The organism is Enterococcus sp. C57 (assembly GCF_040887305.1).
GTDB classification, from domain to species: domain Bacteria; phylum Bacillota; class Bacilli; order Lactobacillales; family Enterococcaceae; genus Enterococcus_B; species Enterococcus_B hirae.
The window spans coordinates 293,675-306,549 of the sequence record NZ_JBFOFP010000004.1; the positions used below are offsets into that span (position 1 = coordinate 293,675).

Annotated in this window: 14 protein-coding genes and 1 other annotated feature; of the genes, 13 read left to right on the forward strand and 1 reads right to left on the reverse strand. The window is 35.4% G+C overall.

All coding sequences use genetic code 11. The features are described 5' to 3' along the window. Positions 1 to 47: 47 nt before the first annotated feature. The 5 genes from AB5M32_RS06980 (at position 48) to AB5M32_RS07000 (ending at position 2,489) form a co-directional block, all read left to right on the forward strand. Positions 48 to 1,016 (forward strand): hypothetical protein, encoded by a 969-nt coding sequence (locus AB5M32_RS06980; RefSeq protein WP_368024375.1) that lies wholly within the window; start codon positions 48 to 50, stop codon positions 1,014 to 1,016. A gap of 6 nt (positions 1,017 to 1,022) precedes the next feature. Continuing rightward, complete coding sequence (locus AB5M32_RS06985) at positions 1,023 to 1,319, forward strand: hypothetical protein (protein ID WP_368024376.1); 297 nt, start codon at positions 1,023 to 1,025, stop codon at positions 1,317 to 1,319. A gap of 388 nt (positions 1,320 to 1,707) precedes the next feature. After that, positions 1,708 to 1,932, forward strand: a complete 225-nt coding sequence (locus AB5M32_RS06990; RefSeq protein WP_178286910.1) for a hypothetical protein — start codon at positions 1,708 to 1,710, stop codon at positions 1,930 to 1,932. Beyond that, positions 1,880 to 2,296 carry a hypothetical protein gene (locus AB5M32_RS06995; RefSeq protein WP_256736195.1) on the forward strand — a complete coding sequence of 139 codons (417 nt, stop codon included), beginning with the start codon at positions 1,880 to 1,882 and terminating at the stop codon, positions 2,294 to 2,296. Before AB5M32_RS06990 ends, AB5M32_RS06995 begins: the two co-directional genes overlap by 53 nt. Beyond that, on the forward strand, positions 2,280 to 2,489 hold the full coding sequence (locus AB5M32_RS07000; RefSeq protein ID WP_256736194.1) for a hypothetical protein: 210 nt from the start codon (positions 2,280 to 2,282) through the stop codon (positions 2,487 to 2,489). Before AB5M32_RS06995 ends, AB5M32_RS07000 begins: the two co-directional genes overlap by 17 nt. 705 nt (positions 2,490 to 3,194) lie before the next feature. Here the strand turns inward: AB5M32_RS07000 and AB5M32_RS07005 are convergent. Next, positions 3,195 to 3,515, reverse strand: coding sequence for a putative heavy metal-binding protein (locus tag AB5M32_RS07005; RefSeq protein ID WP_010720273.1), 321 nt, complete (start codon positions 3,513 to 3,515; stop codon positions 3,195 to 3,197). Between the two features lie 203 nt (positions 3,516 to 3,718). On the opposite strand from AB5M32_RS07005, the gene dhaM reads away from it, so the two are divergent. From dhaM to tdc, 8 genes are all read left to right on the forward strand, one after another. Continuing rightward, positions 3,719 to 4,114: a dihydroxyacetone kinase phosphoryl donor subunit DhaM gene (dhaM, locus tag AB5M32_RS07010; RefSeq protein ID WP_178286909.1), complete on the forward strand. Its 396-nt coding sequence runs from the start codon at positions 3,719 to 3,721 to the stop codon at positions 4,112 to 4,114. A 1-nt stretch (position 4,115) separates the two neighbouring features. Then, positions 4,116 to 5,099, forward strand: coding sequence for a dihydroxyacetone kinase subunit DhaK (dhaK, locus tag AB5M32_RS07015; RefSeq protein WP_010720271.1), 984 nt, complete (start codon positions 4,116 to 4,118; stop codon positions 5,097 to 5,099). Between the two features lie 14 nt (positions 5,100 to 5,113). Beyond that, positions 5,114 to 5,716, forward strand: a complete 603-nt coding sequence (dhaL, locus tag AB5M32_RS07020) for a dihydroxyacetone kinase subunit DhaL (protein WP_010720270.1) — start codon at positions 5,114 to 5,116, stop codon at positions 5,714 to 5,716. Positions 5,717 to 5,940: 224 nt separating this feature from the next. Continuing rightward, entirely contained in the window at positions 5,941 to 7,032 is a 1,092-nt protein-coding gene (locus AB5M32_RS07025; protein ID WP_178286907.1) for a hypothetical protein, read from the forward strand. A gap of 107 nt (positions 7,033 to 7,139) precedes the next feature. Then, complete coding sequence (locus AB5M32_RS07030) at positions 7,140 to 7,970, forward strand: hypothetical protein (protein ID WP_256736192.1); 831 nt, start codon at positions 7,140 to 7,142, stop codon at positions 7,968 to 7,970. A gap of 121 nt (positions 7,971 to 8,091) precedes the next feature. Then, positions 8,092 to 8,748, forward strand: a complete 657-nt coding sequence (locus AB5M32_RS07035; RefSeq protein ID WP_063626479.1) for an HI_0552 family protein — start codon at positions 8,092 to 8,094, stop codon at positions 8,746 to 8,748. A gap of 375 nt (positions 8,749 to 9,123) precedes the next feature. Further along, positions 9,124 to 9,329: a binding site (T-box leader), on the forward strand. A gap of 94 nt (positions 9,330 to 9,423) precedes the next feature. Beyond that, positions 9,424 to 10,680: a tyrosine--tRNA ligase gene (gene tyrS / locus AB5M32_RS07040; protein ID WP_010736915.1), complete on the forward strand. Its 1,257-nt coding sequence runs from the start codon at positions 9,424 to 9,426 to the stop codon at positions 10,678 to 10,680. A 289-nt stretch (positions 10,681 to 10,969) separates the two neighbouring features. Next, positions 10,970 to 12,844: a tyrosine decarboxylase gene (tdc, locus tag AB5M32_RS07045; RefSeq protein ID WP_010736916.1), complete on the forward strand. Its 1,875-nt coding sequence runs from the start codon at positions 10,970 to 10,972 to the stop codon at positions 12,842 to 12,844. The last annotated feature ends 31 nt before the right edge of the window (positions 12,845 to 12,875 follow it).

Sequence of the window (12,875 nt, forward strand, 5' to 3'; positions counted from 1 at the left end):
TGTCATGTTACGCTTAATTTATCAATATACGAAGGAGTGAAATAAGAATGGGAAGGCCAGTTTTTCAGGAAGGAATAACTCAGCAATCAGCTGCAGAAGTAGCCGCAGAAGCTGAAAAGAAAAAAGCGATGGATAAAGCTATAAAAGAAATTGACCGACAACAAAATAAAGTTAATGGTGCATGGCAGGTATTGGATTATATGGAAACATATCAACCTTTTTCAGATAAGACTGTTGTTGCAAAGGCTGAACATGTAGCCGCAGAAAATAAACACGCTGAAATGGTGGATGAATTTTTAAAAGAATATAAAGTGATGCCTTCCAAACCAAAGAAACAGGAAATAAAACAGGAAATAAAACCAAAAAGTGAAATTGACGATAGTAAGCGAGATCCAGAAGTCGAGGAGTTCGGTCCTAACGCACGGAAGCAAAAGGAGGAAATAGATCAACAAATCAAGGAATCAGAGACTAGAGTAAAAAATATTATAAAAGACTTGTTTCCAAATAGGGATGTTATTAAGGAACTAAAAGAAATAAAAAAAGAAACAGAAGAAGACATAAAAGAAGAAATCGAAGAAGAAGTAGAAGAAGAAATCGAAGAAATAAAAGAAATAAAAGAAGGAATAAAAAAAGAAATAAAAAAAGAAAGAAAGAATCAGCTTAGTAAATTGAAGACATCTTCCTTAGAACCCGTAAATAACAATCTAGTAGATAGCTTAAGTAGTAAAGTTGGTGAGAAACCGTCATTCTTTAAACGCTTGCTTAATTTTTTTACTGGAAAAAAAGAGCAACCAAGGAACCCCATACAGCAAACAACCTTGAAAACTAAGGATTGGGAAGCAGAATTTGAGAAACGCTTTGAGGCAAAACTTGAGGAACGCTTTCAGGAAAAACTTGGGGAACGTTTTCCAGAAGAACTTAAGGCACGCTTTCCGAAAGATCTTAAGGAACGTTTTAAGACAATAGAATCTACAGATGAAATTGCAAAACAAGTAAAAAAAGGCTTAGAAAAATAAATAAAAATGTTCAAAAAAGAGTTAGATAAAGTAGAAAGGGAAAAAGTAAAAGCAGTTAAACCTTATGCAATGAAAGTATATGCTGAAATCATTAGTAAGGTGACAACGCTAAAGGATGGAATAGAACCTCTACAACTTGAAGCCCGAAAACTAATTAACGACAACTCGAAGAAACCTCAAAAAATCCGTAAAAAGATTAATCAAGCACAACAAAAGACAGCTACTATATACTTGGATCAATCGGACTCACTAAACACGCAAAATGGTCAGAAGCGTAATAGTAAAAAACATTCAAGGGCATAGTAACTTAGCAAGGCATCGTCAAAAATTCTCAAACAAAAAAATTATTAGTAAATAACTTGAATAAACTCATAATACGCTTGTATTACATATGTTAGTACGAAAAACAGAGGAGTGGAATGAAATATAGAAAGTCACGATAAAAAAGTTACTCAAGTACCATCAACCGCACGGTACAGCGATCAGGAGTTAGAAACTCTAAAGGGAAATTTTGAAGAGGCAAAACAAGTTTACAGATGAGAAAACTATACCGTATTAAAAAGCTTTTGAAGGTTCACAAAAACAATACAATAATGCATTAGAGAACAATAAAAGAATTAAAGAAAAAGTTTCTAAAGACATAAAAAAAGTAAACAATATAAAATCAGCATAGCAAAAAACTCTGGAGAGAATGGCTGCAGCATCAGAACAACTCGATAGTCCTCTAATTGATGATTTAGAGAAAAAGGTAAATAATTTTGAATCCCAATTTAAAGATAAGATTAGCCAAATAGAGCAAAAGCTATCGCCTGTTCAAAAAGGCGATCAACAAATAGCTGAAATAGGTGAGGTAGATACATATATTGGGAAAGGCAAATACGAGATTAAAAAAACTCGATACGGATCTCGTTACTAAGAACCAAGCCGTCACTTATTTCAACAATTCTTTTGTACGGAAGTTGTTTAACGTATTTACAGGAGAAAAAACTAAATTAACACAGGATGTAAAAACAGTTACTGAGGATATTAAAAATACGAATAATCAACTGATTAAAGATATTAATCAGAAGGGTAACTTAGAAAAAATGGTCACTGGGAATTTAGATAAGAATATAGCTGTCTGTGATCAGGTGAAAAGTGAAATTAACGTTCCTAAAGCGAAACTTAGTGAACTGTCAGCAGAGTATGACGTTGTTGAAGATAAGACAAAGGGACTACGAGATGTTAGTAAACACAGAGAGAACAACTTGAAAATTAAACGTCATGGAGCAAAAGGTTGAGGACTTAGAAAGAAATGTACAAGATTGGAAAGGAAAATATGAAAAATTTAAAGAAGAGCTTCCAGTGAGAAAGCAAGAGATACAGCAACTTAAAGAGAATGCTCAACAGCAAGCAGAAAAGCTCAGCAACCGAGGTGATAAACAAGATAAAATGCAAAATAGCAATAAAACGAATCGAACTTCAAGAGGATAATCGGATGGTGAAATGCCAGCAATCATAGATAGTAGAATAGAAAATAATCCATTGATGAAAAGAGCAACGTACATAAATAATTAGATAGCAGTATCTTACTTGGATAATCAATTAAATTTAGGGAAGAATAGCATAGGTGTTTCCTAAAAATTAACGTTTTTACGTATATTTTTTAGGAAACACCTTATTTTATATCAATCTTTTTTTTTAATCGGCGTATTGGTAGAACAGGTTCGGAATATTTTTTAAGTGAGAGTTCTATCTTAGTCTCTTCTAGTATCTCTAAAAACGAATAAACGGCGTTCAAGAAGCAACTCCTCAACAATAAGCGATGATTTTCTAAAATATGAGGAGCTATTTTAAAAAATCCTCTCTTATTTGCTCGGAGCTAAACGCTTCTTTCACAGCCTCTTGCTAAACGGTGTTCAAACATCAGCTCCTTGAAATAAGCCTGAATTTTTCAAAACATGAGGAGCTGTTTCAAAAAATTCTTTCTTATTGTCATCAGAGCTACCCGATGTTTTGACGACCTCTGATTCACGGTGAGACAAAAGCAGCATCTTCGGAAAATTTACCAAAAATTTAAAGAGCACCAAGTAGGTAACAATCAACATCAAAAACGAGTTTTTGTGTTTCTTGTCAATTTTCGGAAATTCCTTCTTATTTCTTGATGCTAAACACTTTTGTCTCAACCTCATGTCTGAACTAGTTTATTGTCACCGCTGTCCCACTACAGGTGACCATTAGCATTCCGTTATCGCTCCCCAATACTTCATAATCCATTTTCATCCCAATGACTGCATCTGCACCTAATGATCGAGCACGCTCTTGCATTTCTGCTAAGGCCTCTTCACGTGCAGCAAGCAATTCATCCTCGTAGCTTTTTGAACGTCCGCCAAAAACATTGCGAAATCCTGCCCCGATATCTTTTAATACATTGATTCCAGTAATGACTTCACCAAAAACAATGCCTTTATATGCTGTTACTTCTTTATTTTCCACGTTGTTTGTTGTTGTAATGATCATTTGATCACTCCTTTCTTTAAAAATAGTATATCAAAATTTATTTCTTAAGTCGCAATTGGAATTAGCTAGTCAATTACAGCGCATCATTTCCAAAAAATGGACATTCTATTATATACTGGAACTATGCAAAAGAATGTAGTTGATGATCAAAAGAATGAAAGCGCAAACTTGGTGTGACCACAAAAGGAAGAAGGAGAAATGGCATGAAAAAAAGTATCTTACTTGTTTCCCATAGTCAACAGTTAACGGATGGACTCAAAGAAATGATTGAACAGATGCAACAATCAGAAGATGTGTTACTTTTTTCCTTAGGAGGGGTAGAGGGAAGAATTGGTTCTGATCCGATGAAAATCATCGATGCAATCAACCAATCAGCTGATTCCGATATGTATTTTGTGTTTGCGGATATCGGGAGTGCGGTTTTGAACGCTGAAATGGCGAAGGAAATGTTGGATGAAGACCAACAAAAGAAATACTACCTTGTGGATGCGCCACTTGTTGAAGGGGCTTTTGCTGGAGCGATCACAGCAGGTATCACGGATGATCCTCAACAAATACTAACGGAAGCACAGAATGCGGGAAAGAAAGGGTGGACGTGAAATGAAAAAAATCATGAATAATCCTAGTACGATCGTAGAAGAAATGTTGTCTGGTTTAGTGATAAGTTATCCAGAAATGATTCACCAAGTAGCTGATTCTCGAGTAGTAGCAAAAAATGATCAAGTAGAACAAGTTGGCTTGGTTTCTGGGGGAGGAAGTGGTCATGAACCAGCGCATGCAGGTTTTGTTGGTGCTGGGATGTTGAGTGCTGCAGTTTTAGGAGATGTTTTTACTTCGCCGACACCTGATCAGATTCAGATAGCTATCAAAGAAGCGGATCAAGGAAAAGGCGTTTTATTGATCATCAAGAATTATACAGGAGATGTACTCAATTTTGACATGGCTAAAGAAATGGCGGCTATGGAAGGGATTGAAGTAGAAAGTGTTGTAGTGGATGATGACATTGCGGTGGAAAATAGCACATATACTGCTGGCAAACGTGGAGTAGCTGGAACAGTTCTTGTGCATAAAATCTTAGGGGATGCCGCTAGGAAAGGTGCATCCTTGCAAGAATTGAAGGAACTAGGAGATAGACTAGTTCCAGCGATCAAGACGATTGGTGTGGCATTGCGTGCGGCCACGGTTCCTGAAGTAGGAAAGCCAGGATTTGAATTAGCCGAAGATGAGATCGAATACGGAGTAGGGATCCATGGCGAGCCTGGTTATCGTAGAGAAAAGTTGCAACCTGCTAAAGTATTAGCTGAAGAATTAGTAACAAAAATTTTAGCTGACTACCCAGAGAAACCAAAAGAAGTTGGAGTGCTAGTTAATGGGATGGGTGGCACGCCATTGATGGAACTCTTTGTTTTTATGAATGATGTCCAATCATTACTCGATCAAGAAGCAGTCAAAGTGACATTTCATAAAGTCGGTGATTTTATGACTTCTTTAGACATGCAAGGATTATCTCTGACGATGATTGACCTAACAACTAAGAAATGGCAGGAAGCATTGGAAAGTGAAGTTCACACAATTTCGTGGTAGAAGGTGGGAGAATGATGGAACTAACGGTTAAAGAAATTCAAGCGTGGTTAACGGATTTTACAGAGAAAATCGATGAAAATAAAAGTTATCTGAGTGAGCTCGACACGCCGATCGGTGATGGCGATCATGGCAATAATATGGGGCGAGGGATGACGGCTTATCAAGAAGCGTTTCAAAAAGAACAACCGAAAACGATCAGTGACACGTTCAAGGTTCTTTCGATGGCAATGATCTCAAAAGTTGGAGGTGCTTCTGGACCATTATATGGTTCTGCCTTTATGAATATGATGAAGGCTACAAAAGACATTGATGTGATTACATCACAAGAACAATTAGGGAAAATCATTGAAGAAGGAAAAAATGGGATTCAAGCTAGGGGGAAAGCAGAAGCAGAAGAGAAAACGATGCTAGATGTCTGGTTACCTGTTACTGAAGCCTTGAAGAATAATCGATTAACAGAAGAAGTGATTGAAGAAGCGAAGGAACATACAAAAGATTTAGTAGCCAAAAAAGGACGTGCCTCTTATCTAGGGGAAAGAGCCATTGGTCATATTGATCCAGGTGCAGCTTCTAGTGCTATTTTCTTTGAAACTTTATTAACAAATATTGAATCATAAATAACGAAATATTTATATAGCTGACTTTTTAACCAGTAAAAATGGGAACAAAAGTCAGTTTTTTTCTATTCCAGAACACTTATGAGAATCTGCTTTCAAATCAAAAAAACAAAGGATAAACAATTTTAAAACAAAAATTTCCAAACTGAGAAAATGTCGGAGAAATAACAGTTGTCGCGCGTGTTATCCTTAACACACTAAAGTAATGAAGGAGATAAGCAGATATGGGGGATTTAAATAACAAAAATAAAAATGCGACAGTATCTAGTTTAGAAATGGAACAGGAAGAGAAATTTAAGAAATATAAAAAGGAAAGTATAGCAGCGTATGTCACTAACGACAAAGCTAAAATTGCGTCAATTGAACAAAACAAACAAAACCTGTTGAAAAAACACGGAAAATCAGATCTACGTCTAATGAGCGAATATTCTTTTGGTTCATATAAGGAATCATTAGTTGTTCCTAAAAAAGAAGTACAAAAGTGTTTTGAACTAAATAAAGACATGAGTTCAGTAATTAGTATGCAAAACAAGTTAGAACGTGATGAAGACAAAATGAAAATAAAAATTCAGTCGTTGGAAGAAGAGATAGGCGTAGAATTGACTAGCTACACTAGTGAAAAAAACAACATTGATAACAAATTGAATCGGTTAAATGCAATACCAGTACTAATCAAGGAGAAGACTGATGAAATCGATAAGATCAAAGCTTCACCGTTTAGAAGATTTTTAAGTTATTTTACAGGTGAAATAGGAGCATTGGAAAAAGAGAAGCGTTCATTGGAAGATGAACAAAAGCTTATAAAAGGTAAACTGGAGTCTGATCTAACATCACTTTATGGGAAAGGCTATAATTTGAGTGGAGAGGTTGATAGTGAAAAGATAAAGAAGAAATGGATAAATAAAATAACGAAAGAATATTCTGATTTGAATATGAATGAACAATTTAGTATGGTGAAGAAAGGTTTTATAGATTTAAATAATAGAGTATCAGCCAGTCTATTTCCGTACGTGGCACCGCTATTAGGCGAACTTGCTCGCTCAATTTATACGACCGAAAAAAATTTCTTAGAGACACAGCAGAGATTTGAAAATATCAAGAATTATCGCCCACAAGTACTAAATGCGGAGTTACATGAATATCAGAATAAAGTACAAGCCGAAATGAAAAGAAATGATGAACAAAAAACAAATGGTCCACGTGAATTATATACTCTGATAGAAGGGGTTACGCAGCCACAAAGCCAACCAGGGAAACAGCAAAGCCAACCAGGGAAACAACAAAGATCAACGCCTGAACACGATTCACGTAATTAGTAATATGTTTGGAAAGTTTCGTTTGTCCAAATGCGTTTCGTCTAAGTTTAGGCACAACGCATTCGTTTTCGAAATATCTCGATTATTAAATGGTAAGGAGTAAAAAAATGCCAAGACTACCAAAAGCAGAAGAGCTCAAAACAAAAAAGCAACTTTTTAAGCTTGTTGAAAAAAATGTATTATCAAAAAAAAACATCAAGATTTACCAATTAACTGTGGTAAATGGAAATAAAAAAAAGAGAATAGAGCTGAAAATTCCCATGCTATTGGATAAGGAATTTTTACATACATATAAAACGATCCTAGAGTTAGATAAGCAAAGACAAAAGCAGTATGCTCGAGTTTCTTATTTGAAAAAAGAACGGATGAATCGATTAAATTATTTAAATCATGCAAAAAAATTAGACGTAGAACCACGAGATCAGGAAAATATGAAGGTTCATTTGACTCAACGAATCGATAAATTGCAGGATAGTATGAACAAAAACGAAGAAAAATTAGCAAAAGGTGTGAATTGGTTACAAAAATATATGTTGAAAAAAGAAATTGACGCTCAAAAAGCTGAGTTAGCATTAGGGAAAAAACTTCTAGGAACAAAAAGTCTTGAAAAGTTAAAGAAAGATGCGAGCAAGGAAAGAAAGCAGTTTGGAAAGTTGAATGTTCAACTGGAAAACACTACTCAGAGTCAATCACCACTTCTGGTTGCCAAAATGATGCCTTTGATTAATAGTTTTAAAGGATTGGTAAAACAAGATATAGAATATACAGATAAGCTGATCGCCTCTCTGGAAAAGCATATGGAATTAGAACAAGGGAATGGACAGCGACAAAAAGCTCAATTAAAAGACAAAGTACAGGAAACTACAACAAAGCAGAATCCAGTTAATAGACAACCAATTACACAAGCAAAACAAGATCTAACTGATAAAGGAAGATGATTATCGAGTATTTTCACCGAAATAATTCCATGCTCACTCTTTTCTTGCTATTTTTATTGTTTCTCTCATTGATAGTCTTTACAATGTAGGATAGGGAAATCGTTAAGAAAGAAGTGGCGGAATGGATTTATTAACTAGTGATTATGAATTATTTGATCGTTCGATGTATACCTTTAAGCAGCTAAAAGAAAGTTATACTACTGAAGAATTAGTACAGCTTAAGGTGAGGTATCAAACACACTGGCAAAAGTGGAAAAAAATGAATGAACAAGTGGCAAAAGCAACCCCCTTGCAATGGCAGATGAGAAAACCAAAAATCGAAAGTTGGACGAATGGTTGGAATCTCAGAAGCCATTTTTGGTGTGCGTACCGTAGTGAAGGACGCCAACAGGAAAATGCTTGTTTAGCTACTTTGCTAAATAAAAAACAATTCCAAATCTATTTGATGTTTCAACACTATAAAAGTGAAGAACGCCAAGGAAGTATTTCGTCCTTCAATCATCTACTAACGGTTTTAGAGGAATGGAGTAAGCACATTCCAGTTGAAGAGTATTATATTTGGCCACAACCAGAACATGAACTGGTGGATCACCTGCCGTTAGCCACCTATTTGACGGATAAGCAAAAACAAATCGAATTAAAAAAAGCAATGGAGGATAAAACCTTCCAACTTGGTAAGCTTTATTTTTATCCGAATGAATTAAAAGATGCTGAAAAGTTGATTCTAGATGGTATGCAGGAATTGATGCCTTTATACCTTCGATTGAATGGGAAATAATAACATTCAGTAGGGTGAGAGAAAGGGGTATCTGATCGCTTAGATGATCGAAAACGTTAAAATAATAAAGTAAAAGAAGTAAATTTGTCGTTGATAAATACTAGTTTATAAAATTTTCTTAAGCTTCAAAAAGTTTTAAAATTTTCATTTGATGGTCAAATGAGCGCCATTGAATGGATCATTCATCTTAGAAAAAACGGATGAAATAAAGGGATCAATGAGTTATTTTAGGTAATTGGATGCAAATAATTTAAAAAAAAGAATGTTCGGATTTTACTGTTTTATTCCATTGTTGAAGAAGTATAGAAAGAAATTTTTATCTTTTTTATTGACAAAGAAAAAATAGCGTTCTATGATAGACACATATTAACTTGATAACAGGCAATGATCAAAACGCAGTAGTTATTAAAGCCAATGTTTCAGAGAGCTAGTGGTTGCTGAGAACTAGTACAAGCTTTAAGACGAATTACATTTTAGGAGCCTTTGGCATTGATTTGTCACGTGACAGCGTTAAATGTTTGAGTGATATGTTTTGAATGAAACATATAAAATGGGTGGTACCGCGAGATTTCGTCCCTTGGTTAGTTAACCAAGGGATTTTTTTTATTGATTTTAATTAGTATGAATGATAGCAGGTTCCTGCTTTCACAATAAAATGATACGGAGGGATTTAACATGAATATTATCGACGAATTAACTTGGCGTGATGCCATTAACCAACAAACGAATGAAGAAAGACTTCGTGAACTTGTTGACGAAAAGAGTATTTCACTATATTGCGGAGTTGACCCAACTGGGGATTCTATGCACATCGGACATTTGATTCCATTTATGATGATGAAAAGATTTCAATTGGCAGGACATCATCCATACATTCTGATTGGTGGCGGAACAGGTACAATTGGAGACCCAAGTGGTCGTAAGACAGAACGTGTCTTACAAACAATGGAACAAGTCCAACATAATGTTGATGCTTTATCTAACCAAATGAGAAAATTATTTGGGAAAGATGCAAACATCACGTTTGTGAATAACTATGATTGGTTATCAAAAATCTCATTACTTGAATTTTTACGTGATTACGGTAAAAACTTCAATATTAACACGATGTTAGCGAAAGATATCGTAGCAAGTCGTTTGGAAGTCGGTATCTCATTTACAGAATTTACTTACCAAATCTTGCAATCAATTGACTTTTTACACTTACACAAAACATATGATGTTCAACTACAAATCGGTGGTGCTGATCAATGGGGGAACATCACAGCTGGATTAGACTTAATCCGTAAATTAGAAGGACCAGAAGCAGAAGCATTCGGTTTAACGATCCCATTGATGTTAAAAGCGGATGGGACAAAATTTGGTAAAACTGCCGGTGGCGCTATCTGGTTAGATCCTGAGAAAACATCACCATTTGAGTTCTACCAATTCTGGTTGAACCAAGATGACCGAGATGTTGTGAAATACTTGAAATTCTTTACTTTCTTATCACAAGAAGAAATTGAAGATTTGGCGAAAAAAGTTGAAACTGAACCTGAAAAACGTGAAGCACAACGACGTTTAGCAGAAGAAGTGACGAGATTCGTTCATAGTGAAGAAGACTTGAAAGAAGCACAAAAAATAACAGAAGCATTGTTCTCTGGAAACATCAAAGAATTAAATGCAGCTGAGATCGCTCAAGGATTTGGTAAAATGCCAAACGTTGAAATTTCAAGTAAACCTGAAAATATCGTGGAATTATTGGTTTCCACAAAAATTGAACCATCAAAACGTCAAGCGCGTGAAGATGTTTCAAACGGAGCTATAAGTATTAACGGTGACCGTGTTACCGATTTAAATTTTGTCATAGATCCATCGAAGGAATTTGATGGTAAGTTTGTGGTTATTCGAAAGGGTAAGAAAAATTACTTTTTGGCCAAAGTAGTTGATTAGAATTTAGTAATTTTTTGGCTTGAAAATGGTCAACTCTATTACAAGATTCCAATTTTGAAACCCAACCTAAAAGGGTGACGTGGGATCTCGTTAATACAATCTTTACGAGGGAATTTACTTTTGTAAATTCCCTCGTTTTTTTTAATTTTTTTAAATGTGTAAACAATTTACACAATTGACAATTATTATAAAATGATTAAAAAACCACTTGTGATTTAGTTTACAGAAATAAAAAACAGGTGTAATGTAGGGCTCGACAAAATTTAAATATTTTTTAGGAGGGTTTCACATGGAATCATTGTCAAATGAATTAAACCTAAATGCACTATTTATCGGAGACAAAGCGGAGAACGGCCAACTCTATAAAGATTTGTTGAACGATTTAGTAGATGAACATTTAGGCTGGCGACAAAACTACATGCCACAAGACATGCCAGTTATTACACCAGAAGAACAAAGTAGTGCAAGTTTTGAGCACACAGTCAATAAAACAAAAGATGTTTTATCTGAAATCTCAGCTCGTATGCGTACTCACTCAGTACCATGGCATACAGCTGGACGTTATTGGGGTCATATGAACTCTGAAACATTAATGCCATCTTTACTAGCATATAATTTCGCAATGCTATGGAATGGTAACAACGTTGCTTACGAATCTTCTCCAGCAACAAGTCAAATGGAAGAAGAAGTAGGACTAGAGTTTGCGAAATTAATGGGCTATAAAGATGGCTGGGGACACATCGTTGCTGATGGTTCTTTAGCTAACTTAGAAGGTCTTTGGTATGCACGTAACATCAAATCACTTCCACTTGCAATGAAAGAAGTTGCACCTGAATTAGTCTCAGGAAAAAGTGACTGGGAATTGATGAACATGTCTACAAAAGAAATCATGGACTTGTTAGATAGTGTTCCAGAAAAAATTGATGACATCAAAGCACATTCTGCACGTAGCGGAAAACATTTACAACAATTAGGAAAATGGTTAGTACCACAAACGAAACATTACTCATGGCTAAAAGCAGCTGATATCATCGGTATCGGGTTAGATCAAGTAATCCCTGTACCAGTTGATCACAACTATCGAATGGATATCAACGAACTTGAAAAAATCGTTCGTCAACTAGCAGCTGAAAAAACACCAATCTTGGGTGTAGTCGGTGTTGTTGGTTCGACAGAAGAAGGAGCCATTGACGGTATCGATAAAATCGTTGCATTACGTCGAGTATTAGAAAAAGATGGTATTTACTTCTACTTGCATGTTGATGCTGCTTACGGCGGTTATGGTCGTTCCATTTTCTTAGACGAAGAAAATAACTTTATTCCATTTGAAGAATTAAAAGATGTGCATGCAAAACATCATGTATTTACAGAAAACAAAGATTATATCTTAGAAGATGTACACCGTGCCTTCAAAGCAATTGAAGAAGCAGAATCTGTAACAATTGATCCACATAAAATGGGTTATGTTCCTTACTCAGCTGGTGGGATCGTCATCAAAGACGTACGTATGCGCGACGTTATTTCTTACTTTGCTACTTACGTGTTTGAAAAAGGCGCAGATATCCCAGCATTACTTGGTGCATACATTTTAGAAGGTTCAAAAGCAGGGGCAACTGCTGCTAGTGTTTGGGCTGCACATCATGTCTTACCACTTAATGTAACTGGTTATGGTAAATTGATGGGAGCTTCAATCGAAGGAGCACATCGTTTCTATAACTTCTTACAAGATTTATCATTTAAAGTTGGCGATAAAGAAATCGAAGTACATCCATTAACTTACCCAGATTTCAATATGGTTGACTATGTATTTAAAGAAAAAGGCAACGACGATCTAGTTGCAATGAACAAATTGAATCATGACGTTTATGACTACTCTTCATACGTTAAAGGTAGCATCTATGGTAATGAATTCTTGACATCACACACTGACTTTGCTATTCCAGATTATGGCAACAGCCCATTACAATTTGTGAACCAATTAGGTTTCTCAGATGAAGAATGGAACCGTGCAGGAAAAGTAACTGTTTTACGTGCAAGTGTAATGACACCATACATGAATAAAGCAGAAAACTTCGAAGAATATGCTGGAAAAATCAAAGCAGCTCTTCAAGAAAAATTAGAAAAAATCTACGCAAATCAATTACTAGCAAGCGAAGAAAAATAATAAAATAAAAAACATTCTGAGTATAAGAAGT